Source organism: Nesterenkonia ebinurensis (assembly GCF_008711175.1).
GTDB lineage: Bacteria > Actinomycetota > Actinomycetes > Actinomycetales > Micrococcaceae > Nesterenkonia > Nesterenkonia ebinurensis.
On the sequence record NZ_VWNF01000007.1, the window covers coordinates 1 to 19,093 of the forward strand.

The window sequence follows — 19,093 nt, forward strand, 5'->3', positions numbered from 1 at the left end:
TGCGGCAATCTCCTCAGGATGTTGACCCTCAGCGACCTGGTCGATAGCCCGAAGCCGCAGCACCTCCAGGGTGTGATGATCGATCTTGCGGCCATCGTTATTGCGCATACTCCAGTCTCCCAGAGCACACCCTCAAACAGTCGACATACTTACACGTGTCTTAGTAAGTCTTCGGCAGCGCGGCGGAATCCACCGGACACAACCGGCGCGGTAGAACGTTTGATCTCAATTGCAGCAATAGGGTTACCGCCTCTGACGAGCACCAAATCGGCCTCGTCGCCCCTCGCGGTTCGGTAGTGATACGCCTGTGCTGAGTCTCCCACGGCATCGACCAAACACTCGACGACAAAGCTTCCGTAACTCTCTCCCACTGAAGGGTGGCCCAGGAGATGATCAAGCGCGCCTATCTCCAGCAATGCATGCAAGAGTCCGGAATCACGCACGTGCACCTTGGGCGACTTGGTGATGCGCTTACCTGTATTGGCGTGCCACGGCTGCAGACGACGAACCAACCCCAAGTCCACGAGCAGGTCGACGTATCGGTTCACGGTGGGACTCGTCACACGATGTCGCTCTGCGAGGAATCATGAGTGCAAATCAAACATCAGATTTTAAATTTGCGCAATACTGATTCGCGCCAACTATCTCACCGCATTGCTCATCTGAATACCTCGCTCCATAGGAGTGAAGCCTGCCCTCAGATAGGCGTGCCATGGTGCGGAGTAATTGGGCCAAGGCGCCGAATTGATGAACACCTGACGACCGCCGCGACGGGCCACAAGTCCACATGCCTCCAAGACGAGCACCTGAGCAAGGCTCTTTCGGCGATGCTCCGGAACAATGCCCAAGGGCTCGATCTCGGCCCAGCCCGATACAGGGTCGAGCCAGACCGTGCAGCAGCCAGCAAGTGACCCGTTAGGGGCCTCGACGACCAGGTCAAGCTCCTGGTCGTAGAGCCGCAGCTGCTGCATCTGCCGAAGCACATCAAGCGTGAAGCGGCTCTCCGCATCCGGATCGATTGCCTGGAGCTGATCGGCTGGGTAGGACATATTTACCGGCTTCCATGCCCTGCGGTGCGCCTCCACGCGTGCAGGCACTTCGCCAGTCCCCATCGGACGGATGCGGTAACCCTTCGGGATGGCTGGCTGCGCATCGACGGCGGAGTGGAACAGTCCGGCAGGAGGAGTTGCCTCAGGTGCAGGCGCAAACCCGCTGGACGCTAAAGCCCGATGCACCAGCGGACGATCAGCGAATGAGACCAGAATGAACGGATCTTCCCCAGCAGTCTCCAGTAGCCAATCAAGCAGGAGCACAGGAGCCTCAGCCTCGTCCGGTGCGCATTCGAGCCTGACCTCGTCGCTGGAGAATGCTGCCCAGCCCACCACCGCACCCTTACGCAGGGCTACACGAATCTCTGCCGGCAATTGGTCCGTGGCCAGCTCCCACGCGAATCCTCCTGGGTGTGTGGCTGACGGAAACCAAGAAGAGAGCGCTGACTGCAGATCCTCAGACCGATTCTTGGCAAAAGTGACGATCTCAAACACTCCACGAGCCTATCAACGCTGCTCAGCGGGCGACCTTCTTGGGGAAGATCACCGCGGCCAGCCAGACCGCCACCGCGATGAACCCGACGCACCACAGGATGCCGATCCACCATTCACTTCCAGGGGTCTGGCCGTTGAGCAGAGCCCGCGAGGAGTCGATGATGGGGGTCATCGGCTGGTGCCCGGCGAAGCCACGCAGCCAGCCGGGCATGGTCTCCACCGGGGCGAAGCCGGAGGACATGTAGGGCAGGAACAGCAGGATGAAGCCGTAGCCGCTGGCGGCCTCGGCGGAGCCGGCGATCATGCCCAGCACCGCGAAGACCACCGTGATGACCAGGATCCACAGCGAGATGAGCCCGACCGCACCCAGGAACTGGCCCACCGAGGCATCAGTCCTGAATCCCAGCGCAAAGGCAACTCCGACCACCACAGCAGTGGCCAGCAGGTTGCGCACCATCGAGGACACTGTGTGCCCCAGCAGCACGGTGACCGCGGGGAAGGGCATGGTCCGCAGTCGGTTCATGAAGCCAGTCGTCATGTCATTGGAGACCACCACGGCAGTGTAGGAGGCGCCGAATCCGGCCGCCGTCAGTGCGATGGCAGGCAGCACATAGGCCAGATAGTCGCTGCGGTCCCCACCCTGGCCTGCGGCGATGGATTCGCCGAAGATGAAGGTGAAGATCAGCATGAGCATCAGCGGCAGCAGCACGGCCATCAACAGGGATTCGCCGTCACGGAAGGAGTGCTTGAGACTGCGAGCGCTGAAGATGCGCAGTCCGGTCATCGCCCCTGCTCCCCGCATCGGAGCAGCTCCGGGGTGGGCCGGCGCCGTCGTACTCTGTTCTGTCAAGGTGATGCTCATGCCGGGGCGTTCTCTTTCTGCTTGTCGTTCTGATCGGTGACGGGTTCTCCTGTCAGCTCCAGGAAGACCTCGTCGAGGGTGGGGCGGCGGACGGTGATGCCCACGTCCGGGCGTTCCTGGGCGAGAGCGGAGAGAGCGTGGGCCACTTCCTGCGCTGAGCCCTGGGTGGGCAGGGTCTCGATGATGTGACCGGCGCCGTCGTGAACCTGAATGGTCGAGCCGCCTACGCGGTCTTTGAGCTCGCTGGCGGTGCCGTCGGCCACGATCCGACCGCCATGGAGAACCATGATCCGCTCGGCGAGCACATCGGCCTCCTCCAGGTACTGGGTGGTCAGGAAGATGGATGTTCCAGCTTCGGCAAGCACGCTGATCTCGTCCCACAGTGCCTGCCGGCTGCGGGTGTCGAGGCCGGTGGTGGGCTCATCGAGGAAGATCAGCTGCGGACCGGCAATGAGGCTGGCGGCGATGTCCAGCTTGCGGCGCATACCGCCGGAATAGGTCACCACCCGTTTGCCGGAGGCGGCGGTCAACTCAAAGCGTTCCAAAAGATCATCAGCCCGGCGCTTGGTATCCCGACGGGAGAGCCCGAAGAGCTGGCCCATCATCAGCATGTTCTCCATACCGGTGAGCCGGCCGTCCACCGCTGCATACTGGCCGGTCAGTGAGATCAGTCCCTGCAACTGGCTGCGCTGGTGCTGCGGGTCCAGACCAAGAACGCGGACGGTTCCTGAGTCGTAGGGAATGAGCGTGGAGAGGATGTTGACCAGGGTGGTCTTGCCTGCCCCATTGGGACCGAGCAGCGCGTGAATGCCGGGTTGGATGGTGAGGCTGAGGTCATTCAGGACGTGGTGTTTGCCGTAGCTCTTGGAGAGTCCCGATATCTCGACGAGCGGCTTATCTGCGTATAGCATAAACAGAGTATGACACATACTGTTTATCTTGTACACATAGAAGATTGCCTGGCTTCCCCCACACCGGTGAGAGAATGCAGAGCATGGCCGAGACCACTGAAACCGGATTGCCCCGGGCAGTCGCCATTGCCTGGGGGATGCATGAGGCACCCCAGCGCGGACCCAACCGCGGGTTGAGCCATGAGCGGATCGTCGCCGCAGCCATCGAGATCGCCGATGCCGAGGGCCTCGCCGCTGTCACCATGCAGGCGGTGGCCAAATCCCTGGGCTTCACCACCATGTCGCTCTACCGGTATGTCTCCAGCAAGGATGAGCTGCTGCAGCTGATGCAGGATACCGCCCTCAGTGTGCCGGAGAAGGTCAGACTGCCCGCAGACTGGCAGGAGGCGCTGCGGATGTGGGCCGGAATCGTGCGCGAGGCCTACCGTGCTCACCCCTGGGTCCTGGCACTGCCCCGGGGTCCGGTCTCGATTCTGATGCCCAACAGCGTGCGCGCCGCAGACCTCGGCCTTTCGGCGATGAAGGACCTTCCGCTTGAGGATGATGAGAAGATCGGCGTAATCCTGGTGATCTCCCAGCATGTGGCCGCCTGGGTGGAGCTGGAGCAGAATCTGGCCGCAGCGGACATCATCGCTATTCCTGCCGAAGGCGTGCAGCTGCTCAGCGAGGTCATCACCCCCGAACGCTTCCCGCACCTGGTGCCGGTGATGGAGTCCGGCAACTATATTGTTGATGAGGTGCCCGTGGTCGAGATGAACAACGGCATCGAGGCCGAATACGACCTGGGCCTGGATCTGATCATCTCCGGACTCGAGGTGCTGGAGCAGCAGAGAACAGGCAAGCAGACCTGAGCCCAAACGGCCACCACTGCGCACTTTCGTAGACTGATGCACATGGCAGACACCGGCAAGCATTTCACCCCGGCCCTTGAACGGATTGGGCAGCTGGCAGCGGAGGACAGCTTCTCCGGTGTCGTATTTATCAGACAGGGTGCGCACCTCGTGGCCGACCAGGCCTATGGCCTGGCCACCCGCCGCTGGAGCGTGCCGGTGCAGACATCGACCCGCTTCGATATCGCCTCGATCACCAAACTGTTCACCTCTGTGGCGGTGCTCCAGCTGGTCGATGCCGGCAGCCTCACCCTGGACGAGCGCATCCACAGCCGTGTGGACCTCACCGGCACCCGCATCCCGGAGGATGTCACCCTCCACCATCTGCTCAACCACACCTCTGGCATCGCCGACGACGCCGATGAGGAGGCCGGTGAGTCCTATGAGGCACTCTGGGCGGACCGGCCGACCTACTCTGTCACTGAGACCAAGGGCTTCCTGCCCCAGTTCGTGCACAAGGAGCCGGTCTTCCCCGCCGGCACCGACTGCAGGTACAACAATGCGGGCTACATCCTTCTGGGCCTGGCCCTGGAGAACCTGACTGGACGCAGCTACCACGATGTCATCCGCCAGGAGGTCTTCGCACGAGCTGGGATGGTCTCCTCGGACTTCTTCAATATGCGCCAGGCGGTGCCCGATGTTGCCGAGGGCTGGGATCCGGTCACCGACGATGGGAAGATCACCGGATGGCGGCAGAACATCTTCTCCTATCCGCCCATCGGCTCCCCCGCTGATGGCGCACATGCCACCGCTGGGGATCTGGTGAGGTTCTTGGACGCCGTCGAGAGCGGGAGGCTGCTCTCCGAGGAGTCCACCGCACGGTTCCTGAGCTCCCAGGCACTGCACCATAAGACCAAGGAATCGGAATCACCGACCTCAACCCATGAGCTGCACCACGCCTATGGCCTGGAGATCGAGTACGACGCCGCTGCCCGGGTCCGCTCCTACTACAAGGACGGCATCAATACCGGCGCCAGCGGCATTCTGCGCAAGTATCCGCGCCTTGATCTGACCGTGGTGGTGCTCTCCACCAGTGAGGACGGGGCCTGGGAGCCCATCGATCTGATCGACCAGGCCGCCGCCGAGCTGCTCTGAGAGCCCAGCCAAGATTAGCGCCGGACCAGGATTCGATTCCGTAGTGCGTGATGGGCTAAAATTCTTTTTTATGGGTTCAATAACTTCAGCCGTGGCACGCCCCTGGGCGTAACGCCGCGGCGTCGAGCTTCCTCACTCTCTACGACGCCGCGCCAGCTTTTCTGAACAGCTGGGCGGCACAGGCTCATACCCAAAATATCCTTTCCGGTCCATTCGGACCCTGCGTATCTGCACCTCTGTGCCTGCCCAGGAAGATCACATACTTCCTGGAGAAGGACTTTGCACACCTACACCGACGGCCGTCACGAGCACGGCCAGAACTTCCTCACCGACCGCCGCGCAGTACGTCGCGTCATCAGCCTCGTGGCTGAAACCTCAGGACCCATTCTGGAGATCGGCCCCGGCCAGGGCGCACTGACCCTGCCGATGCAGCAGCTCGACAGGCCGATCACCGCCGTGGAGATCCACCCCGGCATGGCCAAGCAGCTGGCTGCGCGCACCGGTGCCCGCACCGAGGTGATCACAGCAGACTTCCTGAGCTATCGGCTGCCAGCTGAACCCTGCGTGGTCGTCGGTAATCTGCCGTTCCACCTCACCACCGCGATTCTTCGGAAACTCCTGCATAGCCCGAACTGGACCGAGGCGGTGCTCATCGCCCAGTGGGAGGTGGCCCGGCGCCGGGCTGGGGTGGGTGGCGCCACGATGATGACCGCTCAGTGGGCCCCGTACTACCAGTTCGGGCTGGCCGGGAAGATTCCTGCCCGGGCCTACACCCCTGTACCGAGCGTGGATGCCGGAATCATGACCATCAGCCGCCGCGAAACCCCACTGCTTCCCTGGGGACTGCGCAGACAGTACGCGGGATTCGCCCACCGAACCTTCACCGGTTCCGGCCGCGGTATCGCCCAGGTGCTGCGGAACACCACCGGTGCCGGCAAACAGCAGGTGGGCCAATGGCTCGGCGAGCTCAGCATCCGGGGCGCCTCCCTGCCCAAGGACCTCACCGCCGAACAGTGGGCCGGGCTCTACCAGCGCAGCGTCGGCGGCTCCCGCCGGACTGGCAGCCGACTGGGCAAGACCGAGCGGGCCGGCCCCCAGCGTCACAGTACTGGCAAGTCCCGCAACAGGCGATAAGCCGCAGTCAGTCTGGGCGGAGAATCTCAGATACGGGTTCGGCTTCTGCGCGTCCGGCAAAGGGCACGGTCAATGAGCCAGAGCAGACAGGCGATTCCCAGGAAGGCCAGCAGGATGGCCACGACGTAGGCGCTCACCCTGGTGTAGCCCACGCCCGGTACGTCCAAGATGGTGTACGGGTACCAGTCCAGACCGGGGCCGCGGATCAGGGTGACTGCCAGCCAGAGCAGCGGGATCACCGCGGACCCGGCCACCGCCCTCAGGTTCAGCCGCCCGTGTGGACCGAAGACCAGCCACACCAGCGGGACCAGCACCGGCAGAATCACATGCAGCACCCGGTCATTGAACAGCCAGACCCCCAGCAGTCTGCCTTCAGAGCGCAGCAGCAGGTTGAACACCAGCCCGGTGATGATGATCTGCACCACCGAGGCCAGGCGCACCGCGTGGAAAAGCGTGGAGGTCTGCTCCGGGCGGACCGCCAGCATCGCTGAGGTGACCATCACCAGCAGTGCGGAGAGGAAGGTGAAATAGGCCGGCTGGTTGAGCATGTGTTCCCAACCGGCGGAGAAACCCCCTGCATAGGCCACTCCGATAGGTGGTGCAGAGTCTAGGGTCCACCCCAGATAGAGGGAGGTGACCAGCCCGGCAGCGCACAGCAGGGCCACCGCTGCATGGGCAGCCCGGGCTGCTGGTGAGTGCTGCCAGTCCGGGTGTTTCTTCTGTGTGGTGGTCACATTCCTGATTATCGCCCAAGCCAGGCCAGCCTCGGAGCGGCTCAGATGAAGATCTCGACCTCAGCATCTTCACGCAGATCGTCAATATGGGCCAGGATCGCCTCGTTCTCCTTCTGCTGGCTCAGCTGGTCCTCGAGCTCTTCGCGCATCTCCTCGAACTCCGGGACCTCAGGCTGCTCAGCGCCTTCCGTCTCGCCCATCATCTCGGCCTGGGCCGCATACTCCTGGTAGGCCTCTTCAAGCTCCTCCTCAGTGGGCTCGGCCACTTCGAGGTCCTCAATGAGCTGTTCGATGGCCAGTTCAGCGGCGATGTCCTCGCGGAGTTCCTGCTCTTCGACGCCTTGTTCCTCGGCCAATTCCATGAGCTCGTCCATGGTCTCTACGCCGCTGGTCTCGGCGAGGTTCTGCAGCGCCTCTTCGATCTGGTCCTCGCTGGCCTGGTAGCCGGAGGCTTCCGCCTCCTGGTGCAGCAGCTCCATGCCGATGAAGTTGTCAAGCACCTGCTCCTGCAGCGCCTCTTCATCTACCGGCTGTCCGGTCATCTGGACCATCATGGCTTCCTGCATGAACTGGGACTCGTAGAGCTGGCTGTACTCCTCACCTGAGATCTCCTCGCCGTTGACCTCGGCGACCACTTCTGGCACATCCTCCAGGTCCGGTTCGGGCATCTCCATCTCTTCTCCCGGGGCCTGCTCGGGCAGCGGCTGCTCCTCTGCCGCAGTCTCACCGTTCTCCTCCGGGGCTTCGTCATCCCCGCCGTCGCAGGCAGCCAGGCCGAACAGCAGTGCGGCGGCAGCCAAGGAGGTGATGAGCTTCTTCTGCGTGGTCTTCTGCATGCCCGGCAGAATAACAGCCCCAGCACAACACAGCGGTCAGCCAGTGTTCAGCCGGAAAGGTACGAAGACCTCTACCCAGCTCCACGGTGAAAGTCACCGATACGCCCCAGCCCCTCGGCTACAGCAGCTGAGCCTGGCGCCAGGGAGAGCCGGACCCATTCGTGACCGTTGATCGGGTCGAAGTCGGTGCCAGGCACCACCGCCACCGACGCCTGATGCAGTAACGCTGTGGCATAGGCCGTGGAGTCTGCATACCTCTTCAAACGCTCCCCCAGATGGGCGTAGACGTAGAAGGCCCCGTCGGCCGGTGCGGCCTGACCCCAGCCCAACTCCGGCAAAGCACCGAGCACCAGGTCACGAGCCTTCGAATAATCCGCCAGCTGTGACTGGGCGAATCTCAGAGATTCCTCGGTGAAGGCCTCCACGGCGGCGATCTGTGATCCGTGCGGCGGGCACAGGGCCACGTTTCCGGAAAGCCGGGCCACCGGGTCCACTAGGTGCTCAGGCAGGATCATCCAACCGAGTCGCCAGCCGGGCATTCCCCAGTATTTGGAGAAGGAGGAGATGACCACGGCGTCGTTGTCCACCTCCGCGGCACTGACTCCTGGGGAGGCGAAGGTGATGCCGTGATAGATCTCATCGCTGATCAGCTGGACACTGTTGACCCGGCACCAATCTGCCAGTCCGGTGAGCTGTTCGCGGTCGACCATGGTGCCAGTGGGGTTGGCTGGCGAGGCCACCATCAGACCCTGCAGCGGCCCATTGGCCTCCACCTCAGCATCGAGCTGCTCACCGGTGGGCTGGAACCTCACCTCCGGCCCGCAGTCCAGATCCACCACTTCTACGCCCAGACTGGCCAGGATGTTCCGGTAGGCGGGGTATCCGGGGCGGGCCAGTGCCACCCGGTCACCGGGGTCGAAGGCGGCCAAGAAACTCAGCACAAAGGCCCCCGAGGATCCGGTGGTCACTGCGATCCGTTCCACCGGGATCTCTGCCCCGTACCAATCCTGGTAGTGGACGGCGATCGCTTCACGCAGCGGCATGATCCCGAAGGCCGGTGAGTAGTTCAGCACTGTGTTCGCTGCATGCACCTTGGCGGCTGCTGCGTTGACCGCCGGCGGCGCTCCGGAACCGGGCTCCCCAGCGGTGAGCGAGATGATGTTCCGGCCGGCTGAGCGCAGCTTCTCGATCTCAGCCAGGATGCTCATCACTTCGAATCCGGGGACCGCAGAGCGCCGTGAAGGTTGCATCCTCTTAGCCTATCGAGAACCGAGCAGTCCGCATCTGCGTATGTATACTTCATTTTATGCCGCAGATACGCATTTCAGGGGCTGCTGGATTCCTCGGAGTCAGTGATGACACGCTCCGCCGCTGGATCGCTTCAGGGGAATTGACTGCCCAGACCGACAGCACGGGGAAGAAAGTGGTCGACGGCGCAGAGCTCGCCCAGTTCGCCCGCGAGCGCAGCGCCCAGCTGCCCACCCCAGCCGGAGGCTCATCAGCCCGCAACCGGTTCATGGGCCTAGTCACCGCTGTCACCTCGGACAAGGTGATGTCCCAGGTGGAGCTGCAGTGCGGCCCCTACCGGGTGGTCTCGCTGATCAGCACCGAGGCGGTGCGCAGCCTCGGCCTGGAGCCCGGGGTGGTGGCCACTGCCTCGATCAAGGCAACCAACGTAGTCATCGACCGGCCTGAGGCCTAACACCTGGCTTTCATCACCCTGAAGGAAACCATCTATGAAACGATCATTTGCACTCGGCGCGATCGGCGCCCTGACCCTGACCGCCTGTGGGGGCAACGGTGAGGAAGAGGCGGATTCCATCATCGTCTTCGCCGCAGCCAGCCTCAATGAGGTTTTCGAGGAGATCGGCGAGCTCTACACCGAAGAGACCGGCGCGCAAGTCAGCTTCACCTTTGCCGGCTCTTCCGGGCTGGTCGAGCAGTTGGAGAACGGCGCCCCAGCCGATGTGCTGGCTACTGCGGATGAGACGAATATGAACAACGCTGTGGAGGGCGGTCTGGTGGCCGCCGACCCTGAGCTCTTCGCGGAGAACTACCTGGTCATCGTCACCCCGGCCGGCAACCCCGCCGATGTGGCATCCCTGGAGGACCTCGAAGACGATGCCGTGGAGACCGTGATCTGCGCAGTACAGGTTCCCTGCGGGGCCGCCACCCAGCGGATCTCCGAGGCCGCCGGGGTCGCCATCACCCCGGTCTCCGAGGAGACCTCGGTGACCGATGTGCTGGGACGGGTGCGCAACGGTGAGGCTGATGCCGGACTGGTTTACGCCACCGATGCCCTGCAGGGCGGGGACGAGGTGGAGACCGTCGAGATTGCCGGGGCAGAGGAGGATCCCAATCTCTACCCGATCGCCCTGCTGGAGAACGCGGATGCGCCTGAGGCAGGCCAGGAGTTCGTAGATTTCGTGCTCACTGACGAGCTTGCCCAGAACATCCTGTCCGAGGCCGGATTCACCAGACCTCAGGGATAATCCGCTCAGTGAACTCCGCCACTCGCCGCCTGACCCGCCCACCGACCTGGATCCTGATCCCGGGACTGCTGGGCGCGGCGGTGGTGCTGCTCCCGGTGACCGGGATGATGACCCGGCTGAACTGGGCTCAGCTGCCGGAGCTGCTGACCTCCGCATCCTCGTTGGCTGCTCTGCGGCTCTCCCTGTGGACTGCCTCAGCGGCCACTGTGCTGTGCCTGATCCTCGGGGTGCCGCTAGCGCTGATGCTGGCCCATGCCCGGTTCCGGGGGCTGCCCGTGGTGCGCTCGCTGGTGCTGCTGCCGCTGGTGCTGCCTCCGGTGGTGGGCGGGTTGGCGCTGCTCTACACCTTCGGCAGCCAGGGCATGCTCTCCGGAGCGCTGGAGTTCTTCGGCATCCGGGTGGCCTACACCTCTCTAGCCGTGGTGCTGGCGATGACTTTCGTGTCGATGCCGTTTCTGGTGATCAGCGTGGAGACCGCCGTCCGCGGGCTGGATCCGGAGATCCTGGAGGCGGCGACAGTGGATGGCGCCACCCGGACCGGGATCCTGCGGTATATGGTCCTGCCGCTGATCACCCCAGGGTTGGTTTCTGGGGCAGTACTGGCTTTTGCCCGCAGTCTCGGGGAGTTCGGCGCAACCCTGGCCTTTGCCGGCAATCAGCAGGGGGTGACCCGCACCCTGCCGCTGGAGATCTACCTGCAGCGGGAAACCGACCCGGATGCTGCGGTGGCGCTGTCCCTGCTGCTGATCGGTGTGGCGATCATCGTGATCAGCGCAGCCTACAGCCGCAGCTCGCGTCCGGCGGAGCGGTAGGCACCGTCAGCCCGATTCGGCACGACCGGCTCAGTCGATGGCGAAGCCCTCCAGCCCTCCAGCGTCGATCCAGCCGTAGCCATCGGCCAATTGGACCTCCACCCAGATACCGTCGGCATACGCGGCGTAGATCTCGCGTCCGGCGAGCATCACCTGGTCATCAGCACTGAGTTCAGCGGCAACCTCCAGATCCTCATGTGGTCCGGGTCCTTCCGGCGGCGCGGCATAGACCTCAATGGGCTCGTGTTCAGGCCCCAGCTGGTCGAGGCCGAGCACCTCACCCTCATCGGAGAAGTTCCCATCCGCAATGAACTCGCCCTGCTCCTCGGGGTCAATATCATCGTCGCCGAGCCGCTCAGCACCGCCCGGGGGAAGCTCGACGTCAGGCTGCTCGCCCTCCTCGCCGTTGCCGTTCTCCTCCGGCTCGGGAGACTCCTGCTCCACGGTGGGGGTGGCGACTTCCTCGGTCTGCCCGTTGAACTCAGTGTCCTGGTCATCCTCGACTCCGCAGGCAGTCAGGACCAGCACGGCTGCGGCGCTGAGGGCGGCTGTTGTCTTCATGCTTCCGTTCCGCATTGGTTCATTCACCTTCTGGATTGGTTATTGCTTGCACTTCCACCGTGGAAAGCCAGCCTGAATGCAGGCTCGAAATGTGGTCACGGCACTGTTTCAGTCCGGCCTGATTCCGGTTGCCTCAGGTGCACAGTCCGTCAGTAATACCGCGGGAGCAGATCAGGGTGCGCTCCACCTGGATCAGCTCATAGCCGCCCTCGGCCTCCTCCACGGTGACGAAGAGCCGGTAACCGGCCATGGCGTCGTCCATCAGGCCGAGCACATCGATCCGGTAGAACTCCTCGCCGTGGTCCTCCGGCGTAGAGATCAGAGTGTAGTCCGGACCCATCGGTTCGCCGTGCTCATCGATCATCTCACCGTCCTCACCGAGGGATCGTTCGGCCACGCCTTCGGCGATGAGCTGGGGATCCTCGGCCGGGGGAACCTCGTCGATGTACTCCTCGGTGATGTCCTGGGTCTCGCCGAAGTAGAACAGGTCGCCCCCATCTCCCTGAGTCTCTACCCAGCCGTAGCCGTCAGCGAGCTCAACTTCGCGCCAGATACCTCCATCCGCCAAGGCAGGGTGTTCGCGTTCTCGGCCGCCCAGATAAGCGGCGCTGAGTGGTCCGAGTTCGCCGACCACCTCAGCTTCGCTGGTGGGAGCGGCACGCACTTGGAACGGCTCGTCAGCAAAGCTCAGCCCGGCCACTCCGACCTCTTCGCCCTCATGGGAGAAGGGGTGGTCGTGTTCTTGCCCGTGCAGGGACTCCTCAAAGTCCGCCTCCTCCATCCGGTCAGTGCCGCCCTCTGGGATTCCGATCTCCGGGGCGGCCTCGGGCTCTGAGGCCTCCTCCTCAGTCTCTTCCGGATCCTGGGTGACTGTCTCAGTCTCGGCAGGATCGGGCTCCCCGGCGTTCTCCTCGTCCTCGGGCTCCTCGGTCTCGGTGATCGTCTCCTGCGGCTCCGGATCGGGATCCAGTTCCTCCTCCGGAGCACAGGCAGCCAGCGCGAGCAGGCCTGCTGTGCTGAGTGCCGTGGTCGTGGTGATGTGTTGTCCGTAGCGCATGGTTCCCCTTAGTCAGGTTCGGCTGTCCCCACCACCGTGCGAAGCCCAGCTGAACAGAACCTCAGATGACGGTCACAGCCGGATCTCAGAAAGAAAAAGGTTGTGTCTCACCCCCTTGGAACCTCACCACATATGACAAGTCCTCTTGACACATAATGGCAAGTTAAGTTGTCATAGAGACATGGTTCCCAGAATCGTTGAGAGCACGACGCCGCGGGTGCGCACCCAGCGCAGGTCCCGCGGGCTGACCCAGGCTCAGCTGGCCAAGGCTGTGGGTGTCAGCCGGCAGACCATCGTGTCCCTGGAGCGGGGCGACTACGCTCCCTCGGTATACCTGGCACTGCGGATCGGTGCCGAGCTGGGAACCAGCGTCGAGGAACTCTTCGGCGGAACGGACCAGCAGACCGCAACGCGAACAGGGGGAGCATCATGACCCGCAGGAAGCTCATCGACCGAGCAGCTGAGCAGTTGATTGACGTCGAACACATCTCCCTCGCCGACGAGCGCGAGCGTTCCGTCTACCTTGAGGCCAAGGCCTTTCACGGCGAGCTGACCACACTCGGCTGCCTCGCCTTGGCGCTGATCGTCGCCGTCCTGGGCCACCCGGCCGCTACGATCTCCCTCTTCCTCCTCCTAGCGCTCACCGCCAGCGCGACCGGCTGGTACGCCAAGCGACGAGGGGTCGACGAATGGGAGCTCCAGTCGCGCGGTCCGCTCGCCAGGACTCTTGCCTGGACCGGCGTCCATCTCGTACTGGGCTTCGGTGCCTGGGCGGCCATGCTCTATCACCTGGTCCGCGGTGAGGCGCTCCTACCTTTCTTCTTCGAGGTGGAAGTCATAGGCCGGGATCTGCAGGATTTCATGCTCATCGCCGGCCTGGTGCTGACCGGCATCGGTTTCCTCGCCAGCCTTGCCGCGATGTGGGTCATGGTGCTGCACTACCGCCGCCGGGCGCGGCTGCAGGACGAGGCGCTGGACGATACCGACTGACAGCCCTGCCTGCTACGGGCTGCTACGGGGCAGGGCTCACAGACACTCGGGGGTCTCTTCATCCAGTCCGCGGGCGCAGATCGACTGGAAGGCAACCCCCGCAGGGGCGAAACCCTGCTCGGTCTCTTCCAGCGTGATGTGGATCCGCTGCCCGCGCAGGGAGTCATCCATCATTCCACCGACCATATCCACCTGATACTCCACGTCCCCCTCGAGGGAGGGGCCATCCTCATCGATCGACACATCTCCGCCCTCAGAGACGTGGACGATTTCATACTCAGGGGAGGACCCGTCGGTGGCATGGGCGGAGATGTAGTTCTCGGCGACCTCGTGGACAACCGCCTCCGGGTCCTCAGCCGGTCCGGCATCGGAGATCCTCTCGGCTAGCTCAGCCTGATCGGTCTCCTCGGAGGGCAGCTCAGCGAGCTGGCCGGCGTAGTCCGAATGGACCCAGCCGAACAGGGCGTGTGCCGGGTCCTCCTCGGCGATCTCCATCTCCAGCCAGACTCCGTCCTCGAGCTGCACCTCCCGCCCGGTGTGCTCCATGGCCATAGCGCCGGCACTTTCGAGAAGAATCTCGGCGTCCTGCCCCGGGGTGGTGCGGACCAGCAGCTCGGTGTCTGCCGGAACCAGGATCGGGCTGTACAGACCTGCGGGATACTCCCCGGCGTCACCCTCGACCAGCTCACCGGGAAGATCCGCCTCGTCCACAGGCTGCTGACCATCGGCACCTTCAACCGATTCGCCGCCGTCCTGCTCATCGCCTTCGGGATCCTCCGCTGCGGGCTCTTCTTCCTCGGCTTCACCGTTCTGGTCCTCGAGGTCCTCTTCAGGCTCGGGCTCAGCGGTCTCGCCGGCGGGATCGGGCTCCGGGGAGGAGCCGTCCTCCTCATCGGCATTGCAGGCTGTCAGGCCCAGAATCGTGATCAGGGAGAGAGCTGCGGTAGTGCGGGCGGGGCTCAGCCTGCGGTACATGGCCCATCCTTCCGTGGAATTTCCTTGCGGACACTTCCAGGGTCGGGCCCCACGCTTAACACAGGCTCAATATCGGGTCACACGCTGCTCTCAGCGACCTCACGTACTCTCGGCTTGAGCTTCCCGGTCCGGGAATACCAGATCTCCAGCGGGATGGTCATCAGCGGGGGCACCGCCATCGCCAGGGCCACCGCCCACTCCCAGAGTCGCCAGCGGAAGGTGAACCAGGCGGCGGTGGCCACCACGCAGAAGACCATGAACGCGACCCCGTGCACCATGCCCCAGAACGGCACCGGGTCCTCTGCCTCAGGCACACCGGCGATATAGCGCATGTACATTGCGTAGAGCAGGCCGGTCCAGGTGATGGCCTCAATGATCGCCACCGTGTGGAAGGCGATCCGCATGAACTTCTGCCAGCTGAGGCTGCCCCGGGCGGATCTGGGCTGCCGGTGCTGCTGGGGCCCGGCAGGGGCGGTGGGCGTCGTCGTCATCTGGTCCTCTCTCTTCAGCTTGCTGTACCGTTTTTCGGTGCTAAAAGTGCGGTTTCGGCCGCAATAACACCGATATCCGGTACAGCAAAAGGTTCCGGCTCAGGTTTCGGAGGCAGCAAGCTGGCCGCAGGCACCGTCGATCTCTTTGCCGCGGGTATCGCGCAGAGTGGTGGGGACGCCTGCGGCGTTGAGCCGGTCGATGAACTCCTGCATCACCTCAGGCACTGAGGAGGTCCACACCGAGTTCGGCGTCGGGTTCAGCGGGATCGGGTTCACATGCACCCAGCCGCGGCCGCGGGCGTTGAGCTTCTCGGCCAGCAGATCAGCCCGCCAGGGGTGGTCGTTCATGTCCTTGATCAGCGCGTACTCGATGCTCACCCGGCGCCCGGTGGTCTCGTAGTAGTAGCGGGCGGCGTCGATGGCCTCATCGGCCTTCCAGCGGGAGTTGACCGGGATCAGCTCATCGCGCAGCTCGTCATCCGGGGCATGCAGGGACAGCGCGAAGGTGATCGGCAGATTCTCATCGGCCAGCTTCCGGATGGCGGGCACCAGACCCACAGTGGAGACGGTGATGCCGCGGGCGGACATGCCCAGGCCCTCGGGGGCAGGGTCGATCATCCGTCGCACCGCGTTCATCACGCGCTTATAGTTGGCCAGCGGCTCCCCCATGCCCATGAAGACGATGTTGGAGACTCGTTGTGGTCCAGAAGCAGATGACGACGTCCCAGGCGCCCGAGTGCCCACAGCCCCAGCCTTCACCGAACTGAGCTGCTCACCCGACTCACCTTCGGCGAAGTCTGCTTCTTCGCCGAGGGCGGCATGGTCGGCCTCCGCAGCAATCTCCGATGGGTTGGGATTGTCGAGACCACCCTCGGCGATCACCCGGTTGGCCTGCACAATCTGGTCCACGATCTCGGCAGTGGACATATTCCGGGTCAGCCCGTTCTGGCCGGTGGCACAGAAGGGGCAGTTCATCCCGCAACCACATTGGGACGAGATGCACAGGGTGATGCGGGACTTGTAGCGCATCAGCACTGACTCCACCAGGGCGCCGTCGAAGAGCCGCCAGAGAAACTTGATGGTGGCGCCGTCGTCGGTGGCCAGCCGGCGCACCTCGGTGAGCAGCGGGGGCAGGAACTCGGCGACCAGTTGCTCCCGGGTCTCCGCCGGCAGATCGGTCATCGCTGCAGGGTCGGAAGTGTAGTGCTGGAAGTAGTGCACGCTGAGCTGCTTGGCGCGGAACCCGGGCAGGCCGGCCGCCTTGGCCTTGGCGATGCGTTCGTCCAGGGTCAGGTCAGCCAGATGCGTGGGCGGCTGCTTGATCCGTTTGGGCTGGGCGAACTGCAGCTTGGGCCGCCCTGAAGCGTCCATCGCCTGGGTCCAGCCCTCGGCACGGGGCTTGACCTGGGGGCGGGACACGGGGGACGACGCGGCGCCAGTTTTCTCAGACATCCCCGCTATTCTCCCACGCCCAGGACTCTCCATCGAGCGGGTGCAGAGTGTGTGCTGGGCAAGCTGGACGAGGGAAGCGGCACCGGACAGTGCCGTCACTGAGTCCAGCGCAGAGTCAGTGCGTGATATGCGCCCGCTCAGGCGCCGGGTCGGCCCTTCTTCCAGTAGCCCATGAATGAGACCTGCTTGCGACTGAGGCCGACCTCTTTGACCAGGTGGCGGCGCAGGCCTGTGATGACGCTGGCTTCACCGGCCAGCCAGGCGTATTCGCGGAAGCCCTCGGGAGTGGCGGTCTCCCAGAGAGTACCCTCCTCATCGACCTCCGGCAGCTCCTGCGGAGCGCCGGTGAGCGCGCCGACCGGGCTCAGTCCGGGCTCCCAGGTGGCTCGCCGGGCAGCGAATATCTTGGCGCGCCGGGCACCCCAGTCCAGCACGCCCTCCGTCAGTCGATTTCCCAGCGACACGCCATCGCGGGGCAGCCAGTGGATGCGCACGCTGGAGCGAGAGGCCACATCCAGCACATCCGCACTGGTGGGGACCTCCAGGTAGGCCTCGCCGTGGTAGTGCTCCGGCAGGCATTCCAGGATCGCGCAGATCGCCGGAACTGCGGTCTCGTCCCCGGCGATCATCAGATCCCGGGCACTGCCGGGGGTGAAGTCGATGCCGCCGCCGGGCTGGTCTGAGCGCCGGTCCGGACCGATCACCACCAGCTCGTCCCCCGGTGCGGCAGACAGCGCCCAGTCGGCGGCCGGACCGGAACTGCCATCTGGCTCCAGATGGATCACGAAGTCGATGTCCACCTCACGGACCCAGGTGCGGATGGCACGTACGGTGTAGGTGCGGATGGGGTTCCGCTCGGTGTCGTCGAGCTCCCGCCAGGCGGTGTACCACTGCATCATCGTGGCCGGCGGGTCGGCGAAGAGCCCCAAGTCGGGGTAGCTGCCATCCGCTCGGGGCAGGAAGAGCTTGATTCTTTGGTCCCAGGCCGGCGACGGCTGGACCGCCTCCTGCTCGCTCAACGCTGTGCGCTGCGGACCGAAATGCTCCAGCCCATCGCCTGCGACGGTGACGCGGATGAAGTTCGGGGACAACCTGACCACCCGCGCTACCTCAGTGAGATAGGCACGGGTGGCAGGGCGTAGTGCTGTTTCAGTCATTCAGTTGAGGTTCTCCACGGCCTCGGCCAGCTGCGGGGTGAGCTCGTCGAGGACCAGCTCGATGCTCAGCGGGGAGCCGGCGCTGAACGCCATGGACAGGTCCCCCTCGTCGAGCAGCACGGCTCGATCCTCCCGGATCACGTCCAAGGAGGCGATCAGCGGGTCGTTCTCCAATTCCTCCAGGCTGTAGCCGATGGGGAAGAGGATGGCGACCTCGGCGTCGAAGACCTCCACCTGCTCCTCGGAGACATTGGCGAAGAAGCCCTCATCAGGCTCCATATCAGCGGCCGGGCCGTACATCTGGAAGCCCAGCATCTCGATGAGGTCCCAGCGCATATCACCGGTGTAGCTCAGACCGTAAGCCTCGCCGAACTTGGATCCGGTGATCGCCTCCACCCCTTCGAACTCTGGGTGCTCGGCGCGGGCGGCCGCGATCTTCTCCCGGGTCTCGGCGATCAGCTCCTCGCCCTCCTCGGAGAGCCCCAAGGCGTCTGCGATCAGCTGGGTCTGGTTGTCCCAGCCGGGGTTGTAGTTCTCCGCACCCTCGGGCCCGGAGATGGTCGGGGCGATCTCGGCGAGCCGGTCGTATTCAGCTTGGTCGTAGCCGGAGTTGACGTTGAGGATCAGGTCCGGGTCCAGAGACTGGATGTACTCGTAGTCGATCTCCTCGGAGCGTTCGATCACCTCCGGGTCCTCGTTGAACAAGTCAGCGGCCCAGGGCCCCACTCCGTGGGTCTCCTCGCCGAAACCCAGCCAGTCGTGAACGGCGATTGGTTCCACGCCGAGGGCCAGGGCGACCTCGGCATCGGACCAGCCCAGCGCGACCACCCGGAGCTCACCGTCCTCCGGGGCCAGAACTTCGGTGGGGCCGTACATATGGTCCACGGTGGCCAGCACGCCCTCCGCAGCGTCATTGCCGCCGTTGTCGGCACTGTTGTCAGCTGTGCCGTTGTCACCGCTGTTGGCGGCGGCGTCCTCTGCGTCGCCGTCTCCGTTGTCACCGCAGGCGGTCAGCGCCAGCATGGATACAGCGAAGACTGCGGTAAGGGGCAAGAGCGAGTTCTTCAATGGGTCTCCTTCAATGCTCGTTGGGGAAAGCT

At 64.1% G+C, this 19,093-nt stretch carries 21 protein-coding genes and 1 pseudogene; 8 read left to right on the forward strand and 14 right to left on the reverse strand.

What is annotated here, in order from left to right; translation table 11 throughout:
- Positions 1–149: 149 nt before the first annotated feature.
- From F0311_RS02930 to F0311_RS02945, 4 genes and pseudogenes are all read right to left on the reverse strand, one after another.
- A pseudogene (locus tag F0311_RS02930) lies at positions 150–566 on the reverse strand (DUF4143 domain-containing protein); the annotation flags it as partial.
- 75 nt (positions 567–641) lie between these two features.
- Positions 642–1,544: a GNAT family N-acetyltransferase gene (locus tag F0311_RS02935; protein WP_150460472.1), complete on the reverse strand. Its 903-nt coding sequence runs from the start codon at positions 1,542–1,544 to the stop codon at positions 642–644.
- Positions 1,545–1,566: 22 nt separating this feature from the next.
- Entirely contained in the window at positions 1,567–2,406 is an 840-nt protein-coding gene (locus F0311_RS02940; protein ID WP_150460473.1) for an ABC transporter permease, read from the reverse strand.
- Entirely contained in the window at positions 2,403–3,317 is a 915-nt protein-coding gene (locus F0311_RS02945; RefSeq protein ID WP_150460474.1) for an ATP-binding cassette domain-containing protein, read from the reverse strand. Before F0311_RS02945 ends, F0311_RS02940 begins: the two co-directional genes overlap by 4 nt.
- 83 nt (positions 3,318–3,400) lie before the next feature.
- Between F0311_RS02945 and F0311_RS02950 the strand changes: the two genes are divergently transcribed.
- The 3 genes from F0311_RS02950 to erm all read left to right on the forward strand — a co-directional run bounded on the left by F0311_RS02950 (position 3,401) and on the right by erm (position 6,436).
- The gene (locus tag F0311_RS02950) at positions 3,401–4,168 is read left to right on the forward strand and encodes a TetR/AcrR family transcriptional regulator (protein WP_191089703.1); all 768 of its coding nucleotides are present in this window, start codon (positions 3,401–3,403) and stop codon (positions 4,166–4,168) included.
- 42 nt (positions 4,169–4,210) lie between these two features.
- On the forward strand, positions 4,211–5,302 hold the full coding sequence (locus F0311_RS02955) for a serine hydrolase domain-containing protein (RefSeq protein ID WP_150460476.1): 1,092 nt from the start codon (positions 4,211–4,213) through the stop codon (positions 5,300–5,302).
- A 279-nt stretch (positions 5,303–5,581) separates the two neighbouring features.
- Positions 5,582–6,436: a 23S ribosomal RNA methyltransferase Erm gene (gene erm / locus F0311_RS02960; RefSeq protein ID WP_150460477.1), complete on the forward strand. Its 855-nt coding sequence runs from the start codon at positions 5,582–5,584 to the stop codon at positions 6,434–6,436.
- A 26-nt stretch (positions 6,437–6,462) separates the two neighbouring features.
- Here the strand turns inward: erm and F0311_RS02965 are convergent, their stop codons facing one another.
- From F0311_RS02965 to F0311_RS02975, 3 genes are all read right to left on the reverse strand, one after another.
- Positions 6,463–7,170: a Pr6Pr family membrane protein gene (locus tag F0311_RS02965; protein ID WP_150460478.1), complete on the reverse strand. Its 708-nt coding sequence runs from the start codon at positions 7,168–7,170 to the stop codon at positions 6,463–6,465.
- Positions 7,171–7,211: 41 nt separating this feature from the next.
- The gene (locus F0311_RS02970) at positions 7,212–8,006 is read right to left on the reverse strand and encodes a SurA N-terminal domain-containing protein (RefSeq protein ID WP_150460479.1); all 795 of its coding nucleotides are present in this window, start codon (positions 8,004–8,006) and stop codon (positions 7,212–7,214) included.
- 71 nt (positions 8,007–8,077) lie between these two features.
- Positions 8,078–9,256: a pyridoxal phosphate-dependent aminotransferase gene (locus tag F0311_RS02975; protein ID WP_150460480.1), complete on the reverse strand. Its 1,179-nt coding sequence runs from the start codon at positions 9,254–9,256 to the stop codon at positions 8,078–8,080.
- Between the two features lie 56 nt (positions 9,257–9,312).
- Between F0311_RS02975 and F0311_RS02980 the strand changes: the two genes are divergently transcribed.
- From F0311_RS02980 to F0311_RS02990, 3 genes are read left to right on the forward strand one after another with little or no spacing between them, the layout of a single operon-like run.
- Positions 9,313–9,708: a TOBE domain-containing protein gene (locus F0311_RS02980; RefSeq protein ID WP_150460481.1), complete on the forward strand. Its 396-nt coding sequence runs from the start codon at positions 9,313–9,315 to the stop codon at positions 9,706–9,708.
- A 34-nt stretch (positions 9,709–9,742) separates the two neighbouring features.
- Positions 9,743–10,498 carry a molybdate ABC transporter substrate-binding protein gene (gene modA, locus F0311_RS02985; protein ID WP_150460482.1) on the forward strand — a complete coding sequence of 252 codons (756 nt, stop codon included), beginning with the start codon at positions 9,743–9,745 and terminating at the stop codon, positions 10,496–10,498.
- A gap of 8 nt (positions 10,499–10,506) precedes the next feature.
- A complete protein-coding gene (locus F0311_RS02990) occupies positions 10,507–11,310 on the forward strand; it encodes an ABC transporter permease (RefSeq protein ID WP_223881097.1) in 804 nt (267 codons plus the stop codon).
- A gap of 30 nt (positions 11,311–11,340) precedes the next feature.
- Here F0311_RS02990 and F0311_RS02995 read toward each other — a convergent pair whose 3' ends face one another.
- Together F0311_RS02995 and F0311_RS03000 are read right to left on the reverse strand one after the other, a co-directional pair.
- Positions 11,341–11,871, reverse strand: a complete 531-nt coding sequence (locus F0311_RS02995) for a hypothetical protein (RefSeq protein WP_150460483.1) — start codon at positions 11,869–11,871, stop codon at positions 11,341–11,343.
- 133 nt (positions 11,872–12,004) lie between these two features.
- Positions 12,005–12,928 carry a hypothetical protein gene (locus tag F0311_RS03000; protein WP_150460484.1) on the reverse strand — a complete coding sequence of 308 codons (924 nt, stop codon included), beginning with the start codon at positions 12,926–12,928 and terminating at the stop codon, positions 12,005–12,007.
- Positions 12,929–13,109: 181 nt separating this feature from the next.
- Between F0311_RS03000 and F0311_RS03005 the strand changes: the two genes are divergently transcribed.
- Together F0311_RS03005 and F0311_RS03010 are read left to right on the forward strand one after the other, a co-directional pair.
- A complete protein-coding gene (locus F0311_RS03005; protein ID WP_150460485.1) occupies positions 13,110–13,361 on the forward strand; it encodes a helix-turn-helix transcriptional regulator in 252 nt (83 codons plus the stop codon).
- The gene (locus F0311_RS03010) at positions 13,358–13,918 is read left to right on the forward strand and encodes a hypothetical protein (protein WP_150460486.1); all 561 of its coding nucleotides are present in this window, start codon (positions 13,358–13,360) and stop codon (positions 13,916–13,918) included. Before F0311_RS03005 ends, F0311_RS03010 begins: the two co-directional genes overlap by 4 nt.
- Positions 13,919–13,954: 36 nt before the next feature.
- Here F0311_RS03010 and F0311_RS03015 read toward each other — a convergent pair whose 3' ends face one another.
- The 5 genes from F0311_RS03015 to F0311_RS03035 form a co-directional block, all read right to left on the reverse strand.
- Positions 13,955–14,893: a hypothetical protein gene (locus F0311_RS03015; RefSeq protein ID WP_150460487.1), complete on the reverse strand. Its 939-nt coding sequence runs from the start codon at positions 14,891–14,893 to the stop codon at positions 13,955–13,957.
- A gap of 77 nt (positions 14,894–14,970) precedes the next feature.
- Entirely contained in the window at positions 14,971–15,384 is a 414-nt protein-coding gene (locus F0311_RS03020; RefSeq protein ID WP_223881098.1) for a DUF3817 domain-containing protein, read from the reverse strand.
- A gap of 99 nt (positions 15,385–15,483) precedes the next feature.
- On the reverse strand, positions 15,484–16,836 hold the full coding sequence (gene rlmN / locus F0311_RS03025) for a 23S rRNA (adenine(2503)-C(2))-methyltransferase RlmN (RefSeq protein ID WP_223881099.1): 1,353 nt from the start codon (positions 16,834–16,836) through the stop codon (positions 15,484–15,486).
- A gap of 137 nt (positions 16,837–16,973) precedes the next feature.
- The gene (locus F0311_RS03030; RefSeq protein WP_150460488.1) at positions 16,974–17,993 is read right to left on the reverse strand and encodes a siderophore-interacting protein; all 1,020 of its coding nucleotides are present in this window, start codon (positions 17,991–17,993) and stop codon (positions 16,974–16,976) included.
- Positions 17,994–19,061 (reverse strand): iron-siderophore ABC transporter substrate-binding protein, encoded by a 1,068-nt coding sequence (locus F0311_RS03035; protein ID WP_150460489.1) that lies wholly within the window; start codon positions 19,059–19,061, stop codon positions 17,994–17,996.
- Between the last annotated feature and the right edge of the window lie 32 nt (positions 19,062–19,093).

Excerpts from the sequence above, each read along its gene's own strand:
- F0311_RS03005 (WP_150460485.1), top strand. The coding sequence starts at position 13,110 with ATGGTTCCCAGAATCGTTGAGAGCACGACGCCGCGGGTGCGCACCCAG.
- F0311_RS02970 (WP_150460479.1), bottom strand. The coding sequence starts at position 8,006 with ATGCAGAAGACCACGCAGAAGAAGCTCATCACCTCCTTGGCTGCCGCC.
- F0311_RS02950 (WP_191089703.1), top strand. The coding sequence starts at position 3,401 with ATGGCCGAGACCACTGAAACCGGATTGCCCCGGGCAGTCGCCATTGCC.
- modA (WP_150460482.1), top strand. The coding sequence starts at position 9,743 with ATGAAACGATCATTTGCACTCGGCGCGATCGGCGCCCTGACCCTGACC.
- F0311_RS03030 (WP_150460488.1), bottom strand. The coding sequence starts at position 17,993 with ATGACTGAAACAGCACTACGCCCTGCCACCCGTGCCTATCTCACTGAG.
- F0311_RS03020 (WP_223881098.1), bottom strand. The coding sequence starts at position 15,384 with ATGACGACGACGCCCACCGCCCCTGCCGGGCCCCAGCAGCACCGGCAG.
- F0311_RS03010 (WP_150460486.1), top strand. The coding sequence starts at position 13,358 with ATGACCCGCAGGAAGCTCATCGACCGAGCAGCTGAGCAGTTGATTGAC.
- F0311_RS03015 (WP_150460487.1), bottom strand. The coding sequence starts at position 14,893 with ATGTACCGCAGGCTGAGCCCCGCCCGCACTACCGCAGCTCTCTCCCTG.
- F0311_RS02980 (WP_150460481.1), top strand. The coding sequence starts at position 9,313 with ATGCCGCAGATACGCATTTCAGGGGCTGCTGGATTCCTCGGAGTCAGT.
- F0311_RS02940 (WP_150460473.1), bottom strand. The coding sequence starts at position 2,406 with ATGAGCATCACCTTGACAGAACAGAGTACGACGGCGCCGGCCCACCCC.
- rlmN (WP_223881099.1), bottom strand. The coding sequence starts at position 16,836 with ATGTCTGAGAAAACTGGCGCCGCGTCGTCCCCCGTGTCCCGCCCCCAG.
- F0311_RS02945 (WP_150460474.1), bottom strand. The coding sequence starts at position 3,317 with ATGCTATACGCAGATAAGCCGCTCGTCGAGATATCGGGACTCTCCAAG.
- F0311_RS02955 (WP_150460476.1), top strand. The coding sequence starts at position 4,211 with ATGGCAGACACCGGCAAGCATTTCACCCCGGCCCTTGAACGGATTGGG.
- F0311_RS03000 (WP_150460484.1), bottom strand. The coding sequence starts at position 12,928 with ATGCGCTACGGACAACACATCACCACGACCACGGCACTCAGCACAGCA.
- F0311_RS02975 (WP_150460480.1), bottom strand. The coding sequence starts at position 9,256 with ATGCAACCTTCACGGCGCTCTGCGGTCCCCGGATTCGAAGTGATGAGC.
- F0311_RS02995 (WP_150460483.1), bottom strand. The coding sequence starts at position 11,871 with ATGAAGACAACAGCCGCCCTCAGCGCCGCAGCCGTGCTGGTCCTGACT.